This window comes from Janthinobacterium sp. SUN033 (assembly GCF_030397595.1).
In the GTDB taxonomy this organism is placed as follows: domain Bacteria; phylum Pseudomonadota; class Gammaproteobacteria; order Burkholderiales; family Burkholderiaceae_D; genus Janthinobacterium; species Janthinobacterium kumbetense.
Map to the genome: position 1 here is coordinate 374,976 of NZ_JAPQNV010000006.1, position 18,964 is coordinate 393,939.

General features: G+C 60.8%; 16 protein-coding genes. 7 read left to right on the forward strand and 9 right to left on the reverse strand.

The window, feature by feature from the left end; all coding sequences use genetic code 11:
- The first annotated feature begins 249 nt into the window (after window positions 1-249).
- A complete protein-coding gene (locus tag OX460_RS25050; protein WP_289900290.1) occupies window positions 250-3,201 on the forward strand; it encodes a ribonucleoside-diphosphate reductase subunit alpha in 2,952 nt (983 codons plus the stop codon).
- A gap of 118 nt (window positions 3,202-3,319) precedes the next feature.
- Window positions 3,320-4,471, forward strand: a complete 1,152-nt coding sequence (locus tag OX460_RS25055; protein WP_071322017.1) for a ribonucleotide-diphosphate reductase subunit beta — start codon at window positions 3,320-3,322, stop codon at window positions 4,469-4,471.
- Between the two features lie 835 nt (window positions 4,472-5,306).
- Here the strand turns inward: OX460_RS25055 and OX460_RS25060 are convergent.
- A complete protein-coding gene (locus OX460_RS25060) occupies window positions 5,307-6,326 on the reverse strand; it encodes a hypothetical protein (protein WP_289900291.1) in 1,020 nt (339 codons plus the stop codon).
- 253 nt (window positions 6,327-6,579) lie between these two features.
- Between OX460_RS25060 and OX460_RS25065 the strand changes: the two genes are divergently transcribed.
- On the forward strand, window positions 6,580-7,113 hold the full coding sequence (locus OX460_RS25065) for a YggT family protein (protein WP_251350272.1): 534 nt from the start codon (window positions 6,580-6,582) through the stop codon (window positions 7,111-7,113).
- A 49-nt stretch (window positions 7,114-7,162) separates the two neighbouring features.
- On the opposite strand, the gene OX460_RS25070 is transcribed toward OX460_RS25065, so the two are convergent.
- The 8 genes from OX460_RS25070 to OX460_RS25105 all read right to left on the reverse strand — a co-directional run bounded on the left by OX460_RS25070 (window position 7,163) and on the right by OX460_RS25105 (window position 14,139).
- On the reverse strand, window positions 7,163-8,101 hold the full coding sequence (locus OX460_RS25070; protein WP_099666521.1) for a carbohydrate kinase family protein: 939 nt from the start codon (window positions 8,099-8,101) through the stop codon (window positions 7,163-7,165).
- A gap of 11 nt (window positions 8,102-8,112) precedes the next feature.
- Window positions 8,113-9,384 (reverse strand): DUF3426 domain-containing protein, encoded by a 1,272-nt coding sequence (locus tag OX460_RS25075; RefSeq protein ID WP_289900292.1) that lies wholly within the window; start codon window positions 9,382-9,384, stop codon window positions 8,113-8,115.
- An 8-nt stretch (window positions 9,385-9,392) separates the two neighbouring features.
- A complete protein-coding gene (gene prmA, locus OX460_RS25080; RefSeq protein ID WP_251350274.1) occupies window positions 9,393-10,337 on the reverse strand; it encodes a 50S ribosomal protein L11 methyltransferase in 945 nt (314 codons plus the stop codon).
- On the reverse strand, window positions 10,334-11,749 hold the full coding sequence (gene accC, locus OX460_RS25085) for an acetyl-CoA carboxylase biotin carboxylase subunit (protein WP_099666524.1): 1,416 nt from the start codon (window positions 11,747-11,749) through the stop codon (window positions 10,334-10,336). Before accC ends, prmA begins: the two co-directional genes overlap by 4 nt.
- Before the next feature lie 101 nt (window positions 11,750-11,850).
- The gene (accB, locus tag OX460_RS25090; protein WP_077408497.1) at window positions 11,851-12,315 is read right to left on the reverse strand and encodes an acetyl-CoA carboxylase biotin carboxyl carrier protein; all 465 of its coding nucleotides are present in this window, start codon (window positions 12,313-12,315) and stop codon (window positions 11,851-11,853) included.
- Window positions 12,316-12,406: 91 nt separating this feature from the next.
- Window positions 12,407-12,844, reverse strand: a complete 438-nt coding sequence (gene aroQ, locus OX460_RS25095; RefSeq protein WP_034746628.1) for a type II 3-dehydroquinate dehydratase — start codon at window positions 12,842-12,844, stop codon at window positions 12,407-12,409.
- A gap of 82 nt (window positions 12,845-12,926) precedes the next feature.
- Complete coding sequence (locus OX460_RS25100) at window positions 12,927-13,481, reverse strand: TlpA disulfide reductase family protein (RefSeq protein ID WP_289900293.1); 555 nt, start codon at window positions 13,479-13,481, stop codon at window positions 12,927-12,929.
- A 19-nt stretch (window positions 13,482-13,500) separates the two neighbouring features.
- Complete coding sequence (locus tag OX460_RS25105) at window positions 13,501-14,139, reverse strand: hypothetical protein (protein ID WP_152253126.1); 639 nt, start codon at window positions 14,137-14,139, stop codon at window positions 13,501-13,503.
- Window positions 14,140-14,254: 115 nt separating this feature from the next.
- Between OX460_RS25105 and mpl the strand changes: the two genes are divergently transcribed.
- From mpl to OX460_RS25125, 4 genes are read left to right on the forward strand one after another with little or no spacing between them, the layout of a single operon-like run.
- Window positions 14,255-15,643, forward strand: a complete 1,389-nt coding sequence (gene mpl / locus OX460_RS25110; protein WP_289900294.1) for a UDP-N-acetylmuramate:L-alanyl-gamma-D-glutamyl-meso-diaminopimelate ligase — start codon at window positions 14,255-14,257, stop codon at window positions 15,641-15,643.
- Complete coding sequence (locus OX460_RS25115) at window positions 15,640-16,224, forward strand: YqiA/YcfP family alpha/beta fold hydrolase (protein WP_289900295.1); 585 nt, start codon at window positions 15,640-15,642, stop codon at window positions 16,222-16,224. Before mpl ends, OX460_RS25115 begins: the two co-directional genes overlap by 4 nt.
- A complete protein-coding gene (locus tag OX460_RS25120) occupies window positions 16,221-16,835 on the forward strand; it encodes a chorismate lyase (RefSeq protein ID WP_289900296.1) in 615 nt (204 codons plus the stop codon). Before OX460_RS25115 ends, OX460_RS25120 begins: the two co-directional genes overlap by 4 nt.
- Window positions 16,836-16,837: 2 nt before the next feature.
- Window positions 16,838-18,928: an RNB domain-containing ribonuclease gene (locus OX460_RS25125; RefSeq protein WP_099666530.1), complete on the forward strand. Its 2,091-nt coding sequence runs from the start codon at window positions 16,838-16,840 to the stop codon at window positions 18,926-18,928.
- Window positions 18,929-18,964: the final 36 nt, after the last annotated feature.

Sequence of the window (18,964 nt, forward strand, 5' to 3'; positions counted from 1 at the left end):
TCAGAATTATTGTCAAAGCTACCCGGATTGCTGATAAAGCACTGGAACTGGCGGTTTATCACCCTTGATCGTGTTTTGCGCCAGCCGGGCAGTGCGGTGTGGCGAGATGGATACTGACCTGTTTTATGCACTATGAATTTACTATTTAGCAACAAATACCTGAAGAAACCCTGACCATCGGGCGTTCTATTCAACAACACACGCGGCAGCAAAACTGCAGGCTGACTTTAGCTGACAACGGGAGCTTCAATGCAATCACCACAAGATATTTCCATCCATCCAACGCCAGTATCGCCAGCGCCAGGCGCGGCCAACAGCGTGGCGAGCACGGGCGCGGCATTGGGCGACTATCGCATCATCCGCCGCAACGGCGCGGTGGTGGCATTTGAGCCTTCGAAGATCGCCATCGCCATGACCAAGGCGTTTTTGGCCGTTAACGGCGGCCAGGGCGCTGCCTCGGCACGCATCCGCGAACTGGTGGAGCAATTGACCGACGGCGTCGTCGCTGCGCTGGTGCGCCGCCACCCGGGCGGCGGCACCTTCCATATCGAAGACGTGCAAGACCAGGTGGAACTGTCGCTGATGCGTTCGGGCGAGCATGACGTGGCGCGTGCCTATGTGCTGTACCGCGCCAAGCACATGGAAGAGCGCCGCCTGCAGAAGGAAGCGCAAGGCGCCTCGGCGCAAGTTTCCGCACCACAACTGAACGTGACCGACAACGGCGTGCGCCGCCTGCTGGACATGCAGGAAGTGCGCGACCTGATCAACGCCGCCTGCGCCGGCCTGGAAAAGCACGTCGATGCCGACGCCATCCTGGCTGAAACGGTGAAAAACCTGTACGACGGCGTGCCTGTCGAAGAGTTGCACAAGTCGGCCATCCTGGCAGCGCGCGCGCTGATGGAAAAAGACCCGGCCTACAGCCAGGTCACGGCCCGCATCCTGCTGCACACGGTGCGCAAGGAAGTGTTCGGCAAGGAAGTGCCGCAAGCGGCCGCTGCCGCCGAGTACCTGACGTATTTCCCGCAATACATCGCCAAGGGCATCGCCGCCGAGCTGCTGAACCCGGTACTCGCCAGCTTCGACCTGGAACGCCTGGCCAAAGCCATCGTGGCCGACCGCGACTTGCAATTCGGCTACATCGGTCTGCAAACCCTGTATGACCGCTACTTCCTGCATATTCAGGACGTGCGCATCGAAATGCCGCAGGCGTTCTACATGCGCGTGGCGATGGGCCTGGCACTGAACGAGGCGGACCGCGAAGCGCGCGCCATCGAGTTCTACAGCCTGCTGTCCTCGTTCGACTTCATGAGCTCGACCCCGACCCTGTTCAACTCGGGCACCCTGCGCTCGCAGCTGTCGTCGTGCTACCTGAGCACCGTCTCGGATGACCTGGAAGGCATCTACGACGCCATCAAGGACAACGCGCTGCTGGCCAAGTTCGCCGGCGGCCTGGGTAACGACTGGACGCCAGTGCGCGCCCTGGGCGCCCACATCAAGGGTACCAACGGCAAGTCGCAAGGCGTCGTGCCGTTCCTGAAAGTGGTCAACGACACGGCCGTGGCAGTCAACCAGGGCGGTAAGCGCAAGGGCGCCGTCTGCGCCTACCTGGAAACCTGGCACATGGACATCGAGGAATTCCTCGACCTGCGCAAGAACACGGGCGACGACCGCCGCCGCACGCACGACATGAACACGGCAAACTGGATTCCCGACATGTTCATGAAGCGCGTCATGGAAAAAGGCGAATGGACCCTGTTCTCGCCGTCGGACACGCCAGACTTGCACGACAAGGTCGGCAAGGCTTTTGAACAGGCTTACGTGGGCTATGAAGCCAAGGCCGCCGCCGGCGAAATCCGCGTCTTCAAGAAGATCGCCGCGCTGGATCTGTGGCGCAAGATGCTGTCGATGCTGTTTGAAACGGGCCACCCATGGATCACGTTCAAGGACCCTTGCAACATCCGCAGCCCGCAGTCGCACGTCGGCGTCGTCCACAGCTCGAACCTGTGCACGGAAATCACCCTGAACACCAGCAGCGATGAAATCGCCGTCTGCAACCTCGGTTCCGTGAACATGCCGGCGCACATGAAGGAAGGCAAGCTCGATCACGTCAAGCTGGCCAAGACCGTGCGCACCGCCATGCGCATGCTCGACAACGTCATCGACATCAATTACTACGCCGTCGACAAGGCGCGCAATTCGAACATGCGCCACCGTCCGGTCGGCATGGGCGTGATGGGCTTCCAGGACTGCCTGCACATGATGCGCATCCCATTCGCCTCGGACGCCGCCGTATCGTTTGCCGACACCTCGATGGAAGCCGTCTGCTACTACGCCTACCTGGCGTCGACGGAACTGGCCGAAGAGCGCGGCCGCTATGAATCGTATGCCGGTTCGCTGTGGGACCGCGGCATCCTGCCACAGGACTCGGTCAAGCTGCTGGCTGAAGAGCGCGGCGGCTATCTGGAAGTCGATTCCTCGTCGGCCATGGACTGGACACCGGTGCGCGAGCGCATCGCCAAGTTCGGTATGCGCAACTCGAACTGCGTGGCGATCGCCCCGACGGCGACGATTTCGAACATCATCGGCGTCTCGGCCTGTATCGAGCCGACATTCCAGAACCTGTACGTGAAATCGAACCTGTCGGGCGAATTCACCGAGATCAACGGCTACCTGGTGCGCGACCTGAAGGCGCGCGACCTGTGGGATGAAGTCATGATCTCCGACCTGAAGTACTTCGACGGCTCGCTGGTGAAGATCGACCGCATCCCGCAAGACCTGCGCGATATCTACGCCACCGCCTTTGAAGTGTCGCCAAGCTGGCTGGTGGAAGCGGCTTCGCGTCGCCAGAAGTGGATCGACCAGGCTCAGTCGCTGAACATCTACATGGCTGGCGCATCGGGTAAGAAACTGGACGAGACCTACAAGCTGGCATGGCTGCGTGGCCTGAAAACCACCTACTACCTGCGTACCATCGCCGCTACCCACATGGAGAAATCGACCTCCAAGACGGGCGCCCTGAACGCCGTGGCAGTCGATGGCGGCATGTCGGCCAGCGCGCAGAGCGCCCAGGCGGCGGTCGTGGCGGCGGCAGCAGTGGCCGTGGCGCCGGTAGTGGCAGCGGCAGCGGACGACGCCGATGGCGAAGCTTGCTACCTGCGTCCGGGTGACGATGGCTTTGAGGAATGCGAAGCCTGCCAGTAAGATTTTAGTTGTCAGCCCGGCACGGTCGGGCTGATTCAATGTTGTCAATGTCCGCATTGTCCGATACAACGGGCCTGTTGCGGATCGCCGGCTCGCCGGCATGGAAAGGAAGAAGAATATGTCGTTGTCATGGGATGATGAAACCACGTCGGCAGCTGCGCCGCGTCCGGCGCAGCAAGCGCCACTGGGTAATACCGAATTGAACCTGCCGGCCGGTGCCGAGCCGTCCGAAGCGAACGCCGAGCAAGTCGCGCGCCGCGTGAATGCCGACGACAAGCGCATCATCAACGGCAAGACGGACGTCAACCAGCTGGTGCCGTTCAAGTACAAGTGGGCGTGGGACAAATACCTGGCCGGCTGCGCCAACCACTGGATGCCGCAGGAAGTGAACATGCAGCGCGATATCGAGCTGTGGAAAAACCCGAACGGCCTGACGGACGACGAGCGCCGCCTGGTCAAGCGCAACCTGGGCTTCTTCGTGACGGCCGACTCGCTGGCCGCCAACAACATCGTGCTGGGTACCTACCGCCACATCACGGCGCCGGAATGCCGCCAGTACCTGCTGCGCCAGGCGTTCGAGGAAGCGATCCACACGCACGCCTACCAGTACATCGTCGAATCCCTGGGCCTGGACGAAGGCGAGATCTTCAACGCCTACAACGAAGTCAAGTCGATCCGCGACAAGGATGAATTCCTGATTCCGTTCATCAACACCCTGACCGACCCGGCGTTCGTCACCGGTACGGTGGAAAACGACCAGAAGCTGCTCAAATCCCTGATCGTGTTTGCCTGCCTGATGGAAGGCCTGTTCTTCTACGTCGGCTTCACGCAGATCCTGGCGCTGGGCCGCCAGAACAAGATGATGGGCGCGGCCGAGCAGTACCAGTACATCCTGCGCGACGAATCGATGCACTGCAACTTCGGCATCGACTTGATCAACACGATCAAGATGGAAAACCCGCAGTTGTGGACGGCCGCCTTCCGCGAAGAGATCAAGGACCTGTTCATGAAAGCCGTGGAACTGGAATATGCGTACGCGGAAGACACCATGCCGCGCGGCGTGCTGGGTCTGAACGCGCCGATGTTCAAGGGCTACCTGCGCTTCATCGCCAACCGCCGCGCGCAGCAGATCGGCATCGAGCCGCTGTTCGCCCAGGAAGAAAATCCATTCCCGTGGATGAGCGAAATGATCGACATGAAGAAGGAACGTAACTTCTTCGAAACGCGCGTGACCGAGTACCAAACCGGTGGTGCGCTGAACTGGGAGTAACCCTTTTTCAGTCAACGCCCAAAAGCGCCGTCATTGAGACGGCGCTTTTTTTTCGCCTGCATGGCGGCGGGAAAATGCGTGCCTCATCGCGTCATGCGATGAGGTTTGCACCAGGATTTTCGGCTGCCGCGAATGGCCGCATCGCGGGCCCCAAAAATCATTTCCGGAGACGCTGGCGGCGGCATTTGCCGCGCGATTGTGCGATAGCACGCGTAACGTGCAAAAAAGCGGGCGAAAACGTGTCGTGCCGGTTGCGCATTGACAAGGTTTTCGTGTACTTTATGAGATTGCAAATGCGAGCGTTAGAATGCGGGGTTTTTTAACCAGCGCGGTAGCGAAAAAACCTCGCAAAACAGGGATACAGATTTACACGGATATGCACAAAACCACACCGTTTTCGTCTGCCGCCGTGCCCGAATTTTTTCAGGCATGGCGGTTTTTTATTTGACGGATGGGTGTTGTGGCGAGCGCGATGCGAGGAGCGAAAAAACGCACGGCATCGAAAACGAATGACCGAATTCAGACTTTGCCACCAGCTGCGAGATAAAGCAGGGTGGCACCGACGATGGCTGAAGTGCTGCAAACGTGAGGAGTTGCAGCAGTTCAGCTGGTGCCGAATTCATTAGCGCAAACGACCGTTTGTGCCGATGAATAATTCGCCTGGCCTATCCCTGTGGTGGGTCGGACGGGTTTAAATCTTGTAGCTTAAATTTCTCATCTCAGATGAAGGAGAGACAAATGGCAACAGCCGCTAAGAAATCAGAAGTAAAGAAACCAGCCGCCAAGGCTGCTCCTGCCGCGAAGAAGCCGGCAGCCGCAGCGAAGACGGTTGCCGCTAAACCAGCTGCCAAAGCCGCAGCAAAACCAGCCGCCAAACCAGTCGCCAAAGCCGCAGCCAAGCCTGCAGCAAAAGTGGCTGCCAAGCCAGTAGCGAAAGCCGCAGCGAAACCAGCGGCCAAGGCAGCAGCAAAACCGGCCGCCAAGCCAGCAGCGAAAGCCGCAGCAAAACCTGCAGCCAAACCTGTCGCGAAAAAAGCCGCAGCCAAACCAGCCGCCAAACCGGCCGCCAAGCCAGCAGCAAAAGCCGCAGCAAAACCAGCGGCCAAGGCAGCAGCCAAGCCAGCGGTGAAAAAAGCTGCAGCGAAACCTGCAGCCAAGGCAGCAACCAAGCCAGCAGCGAAAAAAGTCGTCGCCAAGGCAGCAGCCAAGCCGGCCGCCAAAGCAGCAGCGAAACCTGCAGCCAAAGCAGCAGCCAAGCCAGCGGCAAAAGCAGCAGCGAAGCCAGCAGCAAAAGCAGCAGCCAAGCCAGCAGTGAAAAAAGCCGCAGCGAAACCTGCAGCCAAGGCAGCAGCGAAACCGGCCGCCAAGGCGGCAGCCAAGCCAGCAGCGAAAAAAGTCGTCGCCAAGGCAGCAGCCAAGCCGGCCGCCAAAGCCGCAGCCAAGCCAGCGGCCAAAGCAGCAGCCAAGGCAGTAGCGAAGCCAGCAGCAAAAGCTGCAGCCAAGCCAGCGGCCAAGGTAGCGGCGAAGCCAGCAGCGAAAGCGGCAGCCAAACCTGCGGCCAAGGTTGCAGCGAAGCCAGCAGCCAAGGTAGCAGCGAAACCGGCAGCCAAGCCAGCAGCGAAAGTCGCAGCCAAGCCGGCAGCCAAAGCAGCAGCGAAACCTGCCGCCAAGGTCGCAGCAAAACCTGCAGCCAAGCCAGCGGCCAAGGTAGCAGCGAAGCCAGCAGCAAAAGCTGCAGCCAAGCCAGCCGCCAAGCCGGCAGCGAAAGCCGCAGCGAAACCTGCCGCCAAGCCAGCCGCAGCGCCAGTCGTGGCAGCCGCACCAGCCGCAGCGCCGGCCGCAGCTCCAGCGGCACCAGCCGTCGTGGCAGCCAAGCCAGCAGCCAAGAAGGCCGCGCCTAAAAAGGCCGCACCGAAGAAGGCAGCTCCTGTCGCCAAGCCATCGGCGCCTATCGCACCTGTAGCAAAAACCGTGTTGGCACCGGCTGCAGCCTGGCCATTCCCAACCAGCACCCGCCCATCGTAATTCCTGCGATACGGGTGCCTGGATGAGGCAACACGCCGCTGTGTGACTCAATCACACAGCGGTTTTTTTTTGGAGAATTAGTCGTGCTGATCGTTATCCTTACATTGATCGTTGATACCATCGCCACCTTGCTGGGCGGCGTGTTGCTGCTGCGCTTCTGGATGCAGGCGGTGCGCGTGCGGCCGCCCTCGTCGGTGGCGCAATTCACGTTTCAATTGTCCGACTGGCTGGTGCGCCCCCTGCGCCGCGTGGTGCCGGGCGTGGGCGGGTATGACTGGGCCAGCCTGATCGGCGCCTTCCTGATCGTGCTGCTGGCCAGCTCGGTGCTGTTTATTTCCGGCTATCCCGTCGAGGTGGTACTGCTCAAGTCGCTGCAACGCTTCCTGCAATGGATACTCTACGGTTTCATGGCCTTGCTGATCATCGAAGCCATCTTCAGCTGGGTCAACCCGCATGCGCCGCTGGCGCCGTTCGTACGGGCCCTGAACGAGCCGCTGCTGCGCCCGATCCGCAAGGTCGTGCCGCTGGTGGGCAGCCTGGACCTGTCTTTGCTGGTGGCGTTGATCTTGCTGCAGATTGCGCAAGTGCTGGTGGGGATGATTATTGTATTGAGGTAAAACGAGGAGGTCGGCCTGGCGCTAGTGCACAAGCCGACCGGACTACATATTAATAGCGGTAACCGAACGCCGCTTCGAACTGGTCGGCGATGCTTTCCGGCGTAAATACGTGGTTTTGCGCGCCTTGGGTGGCGATCTTGATGGCGCCCAGCAGGCTGGCCAGGCGGCCGCTGGTTTCCCAGCCCAGGTCGTTGGTGATGCCGAACAGCAAGCCAGCACGGTAGGCATCGCCGCAACCGGTCGGATCCAGCACTTCCTTGGCGGCCACGACAGGAATGTCGATGCGCTTGCCGTCCGTATAGATTTCCGATCCTTTTTCGCCACGCGTGACGATCAGCGCTTCCAGGCGGCTGGCGATGTCCGGCAGAGTCAGGCCCGTGCGTTCCATCAACATCTCCATTTCATAGTCGTTGGCCGACACATACGTGGCTTTGTTGATGAAGTCGATCAACTGTTCGCCGTTGAAGCGTGGCAACTGCTGGCCCGGGTCGAACATGAAGGGAATGCCCAGCTCGGCCAGGTCGGCGGCGTGCTTGAGCATGCCCTGGTCGCCATCCGGCGAAATGATGGCGACCTTGGCCGGCCCCGCATTGGCGATCGGGTTTTCATGCGCAAACGACATGGCGCCCGGGTGGAAGGCGTTGATCTGGTTATTGTCCGCGTCGGCCGTGACGAAGCACTGCGCGTTGTAGCTGTCGGCCTTGATCAGGATGTTGGCGGTGGAAATGCCCAGCTTTTGCAGACGCTCCAGGTAGGCGGCGCTATCTTGCCCCATGACGCCGACGATGCGCGGGTCGCCGCCCAGCATTTTCAGGCTGTAGGCGATGTTGCCCGAGCAGCCGCCGAACTCCGTGCGCATGGTGGGCACGAGGAAGGAGACGTTTACCTTGTGCAACTGGTCGGCCAGCAGGGATTCGCCGAAGCGGCCGGGGAATTGCATGATGGTGTCGGTGGCAAGCGAGCCGCAGATCAGCGATGTTTTGGTCATGATAGTGTCTGTTAAGGGTAAAAGATGGCGATATGGTAGCCAGACGCCGTGAGCTGGTCTAATGCAAAGTACAGTTTGATGGCTTGTTCCGAACGCGGCGCAAACCCCGTGCTCACGTCGATAGTGGCCGGCAGGTAGTCGCGCGGCGCGATCACGCGGCGCAAGACCGGTTTGTCGTTGGCATCGTTGAGTATCAGTTCGATGCTGGGCCAGGCTTGCACGCTGCGGCCCTGGTTGCGCAGCAGCGAGACGTAGGAAAAGGTTTGGTCCTTCAAAGTTTGCAACTCGCCTTGCTCGATGGACAGCGCCTCGATCTGCGCCGGCAAGTCGACCTGGCAGCCACTGAGCTTGCACAGCGCTACCAGGGTCGGTTTCCACTGCGGAAATTGCGCCGCCAGCGGATTGCGGAAGGTGGTCATTACTTGCAGGAATAATAATAGCAGCAGTACCACCGAGCCGAGGGCCATGGCCACGCGCAAGGCCTTGCCGCTCTGTTCGCGGCGCCGGCCCAATGTCACAAAGGCCGGCTCGTCGTCGGCCGGCGGCTGGATGGGTTCTTCCTGCTCTTCGGCGGCATCCGGCGTAATGGGGGGGACGGGCAGCGGGTCGGCCAGCGTGGGTTCCCGGCGCGTGGGGCTGGTTGCGGCAGGCGCCGCCGGCAGGGGCTTGTCCAGGCTGACTTTTTCGGCGGCAGGCAATGTCGGGGCCACTGGGGTTGCCGCCGCTTCCAGGTTCGGTTCGCGGCGGCTATCGCGCAAATACGTGGCGAAGGCGGGCGCGTCATCGATCTGGCGGCGCTTGAAGGGCGCCATTGGCTGGGGCAACGGTGGTTCGGGCAGTTCTGCCGGTGTTTCTACTGGTGTTGCTTCAGGTATATCGAGCGGTGCGGCGGCCGGCACGTGGTCCAGCGCCTCGTCGGGCAGGGCCACGTCGAGGTCCAGCTCGATGTGCTCGCCATCGTCTGCATCGTCCTTGAGCTGCGCCGTTTCCGGCAAGATGCCGAATGGGTCGAACGAGGTATCGAAGTCGAGGGAATAAATGGGTTCGTCGTCCGTGGAGGACGGCAGGCTGTTGTCGATCGGGTAACTGGTCGACAGGGGGGCGGCAGTGCCGGGGCCGGATGTTAAAAACGGCGATGCCGCAGCTGGATCGACCAGCGTGGCATTGCCGTCAAAGACTTCCCTGCACGTGCCGCAGCGCACGATGCCCCCACGTAACTTCAACTGGTCAGCAGCGACCCGAAATATCGTGTTGCAATGGGGGCATTTGGTGGCGAGGGCCATTGCTGTGCTTATGCACCTTCCGCGCGGGGCGCAGGTGCTTGCGTGCTGCCCAGGCGGCCATGCAGGGCCACCCAACCGTCTTGCTCGGCCCATACACCCAGCTGGATGAACGGTGCATAGGCAGCGGCCACTTCTTCCGCCTGGCGTGCCAGCACGCCGGACAGGATCAGGGCGCCGCCGTCGGCAACGCGGCCCGACAGCATCGGTGCCATCAGTTTCAATGGGCTCGACAGGATGTTGGCGACGACGATGTCAAACTTGGCCGTGGCGTGTGCCGAAGTGGCAAACGTGTCCGGCAAGAAATATTCGATCTCGCACTGGTTACGTTCGGCATTGTCGCGCGCCGATTCGATCGCTTGCGGGTCGATATCGACGCCGGCGACAGTTTCCGCACCGAGTTTCTTGGCCACCATGGCCAGGATGCCGGAACCGCAACCGTAGTCGAGCACGGTCTTGCCGGGAGCAGGGTTCGCTTCCAGCCATTCCATGCACAGGCGCGTGGTCGGGTGACTGCCCGTGCCGAAAGCCAGGCCAGGGTCCAGTTCCAGGATCAGGCCGTCAGGATCCGGTGCCTCGTGCCAGCTGGGCACGACCCAGATATTCTTGCCGATGTGAATCGGTGCGAATTGCGACTGGGTCAGGCGCACCCAGTCCTGCTCTTCCACGGGACGCATGGTAAAGACAGGTACGTCCGTCATGCCGACCGCCTGGGCGGCGGCGGCCACGATGGCGGCCTGGTCGGCGTCGACGTCCGTCAGCGCCACCACGCGGCTGCGTTCCCACGCCGCTTCCTTCGGTTCCATGCCTGGCTCGCCAAACAAGGGCTGCTCGGCATCCGTGCCTTCATCGGCGTCTTCCACCGAGACCGACAGGGCGCCCGCTTCCATCAACGCGTCGGACATGGCCTCGGCGTTGTCACGGGCGATTTCGATGACGATTTCCGTCCAGCTCATGCGCCCGCCTTGATTTCGGATTTCTTGGCGATGCTGGGGCTGCCGCTATTCAGGTTCTTGCCCAGGTCCGGCATGTCGGCCAGTTTCTGTTCCAGATAGTGAATGTTGGTGCCGCCTTCGATGAAGCGCGCGTCGATCATCAGTTCGCGGTGCAGGGCGATATTCGTGTTGATGCCTTCGACCACCATTTCGGACAGGGCGATCTGCATGCGGCGGATCGCTTGCTCGCGCGTGGCGCCGTAAGCGATCACTTTGCCGATCATCGAGTCGTAGTGCGGCGGCACGTAGTAGCCGGCGTAGGCGTGCGAGTCGACGCGGATGCCGGGGCCGCCCGGTGCATGCCACGAGACGATCTTGCCTGGCGATGGCGTGAACTTGAAGGGATCTTCCGCGTTGATACGGCACTCGATGGCGTGGCCCGACAGCAGGACGTCGCGCTGGCGGAAACGCAGTTTTTCGCCGGCGGCGATGCGGATCTGCTCTTGCACGATGTCAATGCCGGTGATCATCTCGGTGACCGGATGTTCCACTTGCACACGGGTATTCATTTCAATGAAATAGAACTCGCCGTTTTCGTACAGGAATTCGAACGTGCCGGCGCCGCGGTAGCCGATCTTGCGGCACGCTTCGGCGCAACGGTCGCCAATTTTCTCGATCAGCTTGCGCGGGATGCCCGGCGCCGGTGCTTCTTCGATCACTTTCTGGTGGCGGCGCTGCATGGAGCAGTCGCGCTCGCCCAGCCAGACGGCGTTCTTGTGTTCGTCGGCGAGGATCTGGATTTCCACGTGGCGCGGATTTTCCAGGTACTTCTCCATATACACTTCAGGGTTGCCGAAGGCCGTGCCGGCTTCCGTCTTGGTCATCGCCACGGCGTTGATCAGGGCCGCTTCCGTGTGCACCACGCGCATGCCGCGTCCGCCACCGCCGCCGGCGGCCTTGATGATGACCGGGTAGCCGATCTTGCGGGCAATTTGCACGATCGCTTTCGGATCGTCCGGCAACGCGCCTTCCGAGCCGGGGACGCACGGTACGCCAGCCTTGATCATGGTTTGCTTGGCCGACACTTTGTCGCCCATCAAACGGATCGATTCCGAGCGGGGGCCGATGAAGACGAAGCCCGATTTCTCGACGCGTTCGGCAAAGTCGGCATTTTCCGACAGGAAGCCATAGCCTGGGTGAATCGCTTGCGCATCCGTCACTTCAGCGGCGCTGATGATGGCGGGCATGTTCAGGTAGCTCAGGGACGACTGGGCCGGGCCGATACAAACGGATTCGTCGGCCAGCTTGACGTATTTCGCGTCCTTGTCGGCTTCGGAGTGGACTACAACCGTTTTAATGCCCATTTCGCGGCAGGCGCGCTGAATACGGAGGGCAATTTCACCACGGTTGGCAATCAGGATTTTTTCAAACATGGTAGGTTCGCGTATGTCTGTGAGAGCCGGCGAGCCGGCGAAACAACAAGTGTGAGGGGCTAAAACTGCAAACGGCCGTTGCCGGCCGTGTGGACTGGGTTTTAGCCGATCACAAACAAGGGTTGACCGAATTCGACCGGTTGGCCGTTTTCGACCAGGATCTGGGTCACGACACCGGCTTTATCGGAGTCGATTTCATTCAGGAGCTTCATCGCTTCGATGATGCACAGGGTATCACCTTCCTTGACGGTCGAGCCCACTTCAACATAGGCGGCGCTGCCAGGAGCGGAGGAACGGTAGAATGTACCGACCATCGGCGACTTGACCACATAGCCCGTTGGCTCGGCGGCGACCACGACGGCGGCTGCCGCAGCGGGAGCGGCGGCTGGCGCGGCTGGCTGGTATTGGGCTGGCATGCCTTGCGGCTGCATCATGACCATCTGGTTTTGCGGCATGGCCGACGATTTGACGATGCGAACCTTGCTTTCGCCTTCGGTAACTTCCAGCTCTGCGATATCCGATTCGGCGACCAGGTCGATCAAGGTCTTGAGTTTTCGTAGATCCATGTAAAACCCCTAGGAATGTAGTTTGTTTTATGAGTGATGCGGTGATGTCCAAGAACCTATCGCCGCGCTAAATGCGTGCAGATCGCGTAGATTAACGTTTTTTAAGCGCAAAGTCGATGGCAAACCGATATCCATCGATACCCAGGCCGCAGATCGTCCCCTGCGCGATCGCGCTGAGAAATGAGTGATGTCGAAACGTTTCGCGTTGATAAATATTCGAGATGTGGACTTCCACGAACGGGATGGCGACCCCGGCCAGCGCATCGCGCAAGGCAACGCTGGTATGGGTCAGGCCGCCCGGATTGATGACGATGGCATCGATCCCTTCCGCTCGCGCGGCATGGATGCGGTCGATCAGCGCGCCTTCATGGTTGCTTTGAAAGCAAACCAGGTCGGCACCGGCCGCCATGGCTTGCGCCATTGCTGCCTGCTCGATATCGGCCAAGGTGCTGGCGCCGTAGACCTCAGGCTCGCGCGTTCCCAGCAAATTCAGGTTGGGACCGTTGAGCAGAAGGAGGTTTTTTGCCATGTATGGAAGACCGTTTTAGCGAAAGTTCCGCATTTTGCCGCCAAAGATACGCATTGGCAAGAGAAAAAAGCACGCTCCGAATTTACAATTTATCCAGATCGGCGCGCAACTGATCAAATTTCAAGCGGCCCAGATAGGTCTTTTTGACTTCGCCATCGGCGCCGATCAGCACCGTAAAGGGCAAACCGCCCGTGGCATTGCCAAAATGACGCGACAGGTCGGTGCCGCTCATGCCGGACACATACACGGGATAGGCGATCTTGACCTTGCTGGCAAAAGTGGCAATATTACTGGCCGAATCGATACCGATGCCGATCACCTGCAGGTTTTTCGCCCCGTAGTGGCCTTGCACTTCGGATAACTCTGGCATTTCTTCCACGCAAGGTGGGCACCACGGCGCCCAGAAATTCACCAGCAGGTTTTTTCCTTTCCATTGCGATAACGCCTGCGTGACGCCCGCCGCGTCCGGCAGGGACAGCGCATACAGTTCGTTGACGGGACCCTTCGCGCCTGGCGCGATGGCGGTCGTCTGCGGTCCCGCTTCTTTCGCTTTTTCCTTGCTCAAACCGACGTAAGCACCCATGCCGCCGAACATCAGCGCCACGATGGCGCAGGCGATCCAATTCTTTTTTGTCATAACTTTATCTATATCAATGTTAGTCGGCAGCCGGCACGCCGTCGGCGAGGCTGGCGGCCAGCAGGCTGCGCAGCCCGGCGATGTCGGTGCGCAGCACTTTTCCATCCGCCTTGGTTTTCAGCGCGCCGCGCATGTCGTCGAGTTCATACATGGCCGCGTGCACGCCTTCGTTTTTCCACAAGAAACTGGCTGTCTCGACCGCATCATAACGCGCTCCCTTGAAATGCGGGCTTTCCGACATGTCGAGCACGACATTTTTATTCAACAGGAAGATGTGGATGTCCTTGGCGCTCTCGGCAAACAGTTGCAAATAGATCTCGTCGTGGGGGCCGGCGGTGCCATTGAGCACGGGGCCGCTGAGCAGGGGATGAAATTGTTGCAACGCTTCCATCACCTGCAGCGCAATCGTGCGCAGCTGGAACAATCGCGCCGGCTGGCTGTCGGCCAGGAACAGGGCATTGTATTGCCGCACCTGTTCTTCGATCATGTCGTTGTCCGGCAAGATATTGGGGCGGTTCGGCGCGTCGCCCAGGACTTGCCGCGCCGCCTTGCGCTTGGCGCTGCCATAGTCGGCGCCATCCTGCGCCACGAGGCGCGCGGCAGCGGCGGCGATTTCCAGGCGCAACTGCGCGCTATCGTCAAATGCATCGTTCGTCATGAGCGAGATGATACTCCGAAGCGGAAAAAGTCATGGCGTCAGGTAAAATCCTGCACTTGCTGTTTTTTATCTCACCGTCTTACTTACTTAAGCGTGCACCTTTCGCACTGATCACATGCATATTCATATTCTCGGCATTTGCGGTACCTTCATGGGCGGCCTGGCTGTCCTGGCCAAGGAAGCCGGCCATAAAGTCACTGGTTGCGATGCCAACGTATATCCGCCGATGAGCACCCAGCTGGAATCGCAGGGAATCGAACTGATCCAAGGCTTTGATCCGGAACAAACCAAGCTGAACCCGGATTTGTATGTGATTGGCAATGTGGTCTCGCGCGGCAACCCGCTGGTGGAAGAAATCCTCAACCGCAGCCTGCCGTATGTGTCCGGCCCCCAGTGGATTGGCGAACACATCTTGCGCAACAAGTGGGTGCTGGCCGTGGCCGGCACGCATGGCAAGACGACAACGTCGGCCATGCTGGCCTGGATACTCGAAGACGCTGGCTACGCGCCGGGCTTCCTGATCGGCGGCGTGCCGATGAACTTTGGCATTTCCGCCCGCCTCAGCGGCAAGATTGACGGCAAGAGCGCCGATTCGGACTTCTTCGTCATCGAAGCCGATGAATACGACACGGCTTTCTTCGACAAGCGCAGCAAGTTCGTGCATTACCACGCGAAGACGGCCATCATGAATAACCTGGAATATGATCACGCTGACATCTTCCCCGATCTGCACGCGATCGAGACGCAATTCCACCATCTGGTACGGACCGTGCCCGGCATCGGCCGCCTCGTGTTCAACGGCGATGAAGCGTCGCTGCAGCGCGTGCTGGCGCGCGGTTGCTGGAGCGAAAAAGAAAGTTTTGGTCAAGATGCCAACTGGCAACTGCAAGAGCAGGCCGATGGCAGCTTCGACGTGTACTTCAATGGCCAGCAGGAAGGCCATGTGGCATGGGCGCTCACGGGCAAGCACAACCGCAGCAATGCGCTGGCGGCCATCGCCGCCGCGCGCCACGTGGGCGTGCCGATTGCCCAGGCGTGCGCCTCGCTGGCCACGTTCGAGAGCGTCAAGCGCCGCATGGAAGTGCGCGGCGTGGTCAACAACATTACCGTGTACGACGATTTCGCGCATCACCCGACGGCCATTGCCACCACCGTGGGCGGCCTGCGCCAAAAAATGAGCCAAACCATCGGCAACAGCGGCCGCATCCTGGCCGTGCTGGAACCGCGTTCGAACACCATGAAGCTGGGCGCCATGAAAGATGCGCTGCCCGGCAGCCTCAAGGATGCGGACCTGGTCTTCGGTTTCGGCAGCCATGCCGCGCTGGGCTGGAGCCTGGGCGACGCGCTGGCGCCGCTGGGCCAGATTGCCAGCGCCTATGAAGACATCGATACCCTGGTGGCGGCCGTGGCCGCCAGCGCCCGTCCCGGCGACCAGATCGTCGTCATGAGCAACGGCGGTTTTGGCGGCGTGCACCAGAAATTGCTGGAGGCGCTGGGCCGATGATTCTGTACCTGCATGGATTTCGCTCGTCGCCCCTGTCGATGAAGTCGCGCCTGCTGGCCGCGCAGATGCAGGCGCTGGGCCGCGAAGCAGCATGGCTGTGCCCGCAATTGCCGGCCTCGCCCAAGCTGGCCATCGAGCTGGCCTTGTCGCTGGTCAAGGAGGTGGCGCCGGCCGACCTGACGATTATCGGCTCCTCGCTGGGCGGCTATTACGCCACCTGGCTGGCCGAACAGCTCGGTTGCCGCGCCGTGCTGCTCAATCCGGCGATTGTTCCCCTGATTGACCTGGAACAACATGTGGGCGTGACGACCGAATTCCATTCGGACAAGCCATTCGAGTTCAAGCGCGAATACATCGATGAGCTGCGCACGTTTGCTGTAGAGAAAATTACGCAGCCGCAACGCTATTTCCTGATTGCCGCTACGGGCGATGAAGTGCTCGACTACCGCGACATGGTGGCGCATTATCAGGGGGCGCAGCAGTGCGTCATCGATGGCAGCGACCATGGCATCAGCGAATTTGCCGCATACCTGGCGCCCGTTCTGGCCTTTTGCGGCATCGACGCGGACTCTGCCCGGTGAGGCCGGGTTCGCTGCGCCAGGCGCAATGGCATGCGCACGTGAATGCCGTCAATGCGCCGCCGGCCTTGCGCCACTGGCTGACGGGCGGCGGTTCGCTGACGGCCAAGCTGAAAGCGCATAGCAGCGCGTTCCGCGTGCAATGTTTGCATCAGGAAACATCGCGCTGTTTGACCGACGAGGCCGCCATCATCGGTTTGCACCGTGCGGGCCGGGTGTGGGAACGCGAAGTGTTGTTGCGCTGTGATAACAAACCGGCCGTGTTTGGCCATACCGTCGTGCCCATGCAGGCGACGGCCACGGACTGGCCCTTGTTTTCCGCGCTGGGCGAGCGTTCGCTGGGTACGACCCTGTTTGGCGACCGCATGGTACGGCGCGGTGAACTGGAATTTGCCCGCTTGCGCGCCGGGCACCCGCTGGTGCAGCGGGCGCAGGCGGCGCTGGCAGGGGAAGGGCAGCGCGTCGATGACAAGTCGCTGTTTTTTGCCCGCCGCTGCCTGTACCAGCGTCACCAGGGATTGCTGCTGGTAACCGAAGTATTTTTGCCGGCGGTGCTGGAGTTGACGTCCGTCACTCGCACCGTTGCAACCGACACATTAATAAACAAAGCATAACAATGAATCTATTTTTTGAAGAATCCGGCGATTTCAAGGTCGGCACGGTCCTGTCGCAAGCGGGTGAAGCGTACCAGGTCGAAATGGCCAGCGGCAAGCGCACCAAGGTCAAGGTCAAGGATGTGCTGCTGCAGTATGAAAAACCGTCCCCGGCCGAGCTGCTGGAGCAAGCCAAGACTGTTGCTGCCGAGATCGACCTCGATTTCCTGTGGGAAGTGGCAGGCGAAGACGAGTTCGGCTTTGCCGAGCTGGGTGCCGAGTATTTCGGTCACGCACCATTGCCGCCGGAAGCTGCCGGCCTGATCCTGGCCCTGCATTCGGCGCCCGTGTATTTCTACAAGAAGGGCCGTGGCCGCTACAAGGCGGCGCCGGAAGCGTCCCTGAAGGCGGCCCTGGCCGGCATCGAAAAGAAAAAACAGCAGGCGCTGGTGCAAGCCGCGTATGTGGAAGAGCTGAAACAGAACCGCTTGCCTGCCTCGATGCAGCCCATGGTGCTGCAACTGCTGTTCAAGCCGGACAAGAACACCATCGAATACAAGGCACTGGAAGCGGCGTGCACGGAATTGCACACGACGCCGCCGCGCCTGATGCTGGCCGTCGGTGGTATTGCTTCGCCGAAAGACTTGCACTTGTCGAAATTCCTCTTCGAGAATTTTCCGAAAGGCGCCGGCTTCCCGAGCGTGCCCGTGCCATCCGTGACGGCCAAGCTGCCGCTGGCCGACGTGGCCGCCTTCTCGATCGACGACGTGACCACCACCGAGATCGACGATGCCTTCTCCGTGCAACCGTTGCCGGATGGCACCGTGAAAGTAGGTATCCACATCGCCGCGCCGGGCCTGGGCATCCGCCCGGAAGACGTGATCGACAAGATGGCGCGCCAGCGCATGTCGACCGTCTACATGCCAGGCGACAAGATCACCATGCTGCCGGATGAAATCGTGAATGCTTTCACGCTCGCGGAAGGCACGACGTGCCCGGCCCTGTCGCTGTACGCCACGCTGGACCCGAAAGCGGACTGGGCAGTTGTCAGCACGCACACGCGCGCGGAACTGGTGCCGATCGCCAGCAATTTGCGCCATAACCAGCTGGACGACCTGGTCAACGAGGAAACCCTGGCCAGCGGTGAAGGCGAGTATCCGCACAAGGCCGATTTTGCCGTGTTGTGGCAATGGGCGCAGCAGCTGGAACAGGGCCGCATGAAAAAGCGCGAAGCGTTTGGCTTGAAGCCGGAACAGAATAACCGCGTTGATTTCAATTTCTATGTGGAAAATGACATCGTCACCGTGGCGCGCCGCAAGCGTGGCGCGCCGCTGGACAAGATCGTCGCCGAATTGATGATTTTTGCCAACAGTACCTGGGGCAAGATGCTGCACGACCATGGCGTGCCGGGCATCTACCGCAGCCAGGGCGGCGGCAGCGGCAATAGCTGGGCGGCAAAGATGCAGGTGCGCATGGTCACCCATGCGGCGCCGCACCAGGGCCTGGGCGTGGATCAATACGCGTGGAGCACCTCGCCCTTGCGCCGCTATACGGACCTGGTGAACCAGTGGCAAATCATCGCCTGCGCCGAGCATGGCGTGACGGCGCCGCTGGTGGCGCCGTTCAAGCCGCGCGACGCGAATTTGTTCGCCATCGTCTCGGCCTTCGACGCTGCGTATGCCGCGTATGGCGATTTCCAGTCGAACATGGAACGCTACTGGTGCTTGCGCTGGCTGCACCAGGAAAACGCGCGCCAGGTCGATGCCGTCGTCTTGAAGGATGAAATCCTGCGCCTGGTCGACATTCCGCTGGTCATCAAGCTGCCGGGCATGCCATCGGTGGCGCGCGGCGCCCAGGTGAAACTGGACTTGCTGCGCTGGGATGAAGTCGACTTGAGCATCGAAGCGCGCCTGCTGGAAATCGCCGCCGTGCCGGACGCGGCGGCCGACGACGCCGAGCTGGACTACGAGGAAGATGCGGGCGACGAAGGCGCAGACGAGGGCGATGTGGCGCCGGAAGCATCGCCGGAAGCGGCCAACCAGGTCAGCGATGCCGAGGCGGAAGTGGCGGAACTGGCCAGCGAAGACGTGGTCAGCGAACCCGGGGTCAAGTAAGGCGTCCGTCAGGCCATCAGGCGGTGCTGAAAACTG

Coding starts and splice junctions, on each gene's coding strand:
- OX460_RS25075 (WP_289900292.1), bottom strand. CDS start 9,384: ATGGCCCTCGCCACCAAATGCCCCCATTGCAACACGATATTTCGGGTC.
- OX460_RS25055 (WP_071322017.1), top strand. CDS start 3,320: ATGTCGTTGTCATGGGATGATGAAACCACGTCGGCAGCTGCGCCGCGT.
- aroQ (WP_034746628.1), bottom strand. CDS start 12,844: ATGGCAAAAAACCTCCTTCTGCTCAACGGTCCCAACCTGAATTTGCTG.
- accC (WP_099666524.1), bottom strand. CDS start 11,749: ATGTTTGAAAAAATCCTGATTGCCAACCGTGGTGAAATTGCCCTCCGT.
- mpl (WP_289900294.1), top strand. CDS start 14,255: ATGCATATTCATATTCTCGGCATTTGCGGTACCTTCATGGGCGGCCTG.
- OX460_RS25105 (WP_152253126.1), bottom strand. CDS start 14,139: ATGACGAACGATGCATTTGACGATAGCGCGCAGTTGCGCCTGGAAATC.
- prmA (WP_251350274.1), bottom strand. CDS start 10,337: ATGAGCTGGACGGAAATCGTCATCGAAATCGCCCGTGACAACGCCGAG.
- OX460_RS25115 (WP_289900295.1), top strand. CDS start 15,640: ATGATTCTGTACCTGCATGGATTTCGCTCGTCGCCCCTGTCGATGAAG.
- OX460_RS25070 (WP_099666521.1), bottom strand. CDS start 8,101: ATGACCAAAACATCGCTGATCTGCGGCTCGCTTGCCACCGACACCATC.
- accB (WP_077408497.1), bottom strand. CDS start 12,315: ATGGATCTACGAAAACTCAAGACCTTGATCGACCTGGTCGCCGAATCG.
- OX460_RS25050 (WP_289900290.1), top strand. CDS start 250: ATGCAATCACCACAAGATATTTCCATCCATCCAACGCCAGTATCGCCA.
- OX460_RS25125 (WP_099666530.1), top strand. CDS start 16,838: ATGAATCTATTTTTTGAAGAATCCGGCGATTTCAAGGTCGGCACGGTC.
- OX460_RS25100 (WP_289900293.1), bottom strand. CDS start 13,481: ATGACAAAAAAGAATTGGATCGCCTGCGCCATCGTGGCGCTGATGTTC.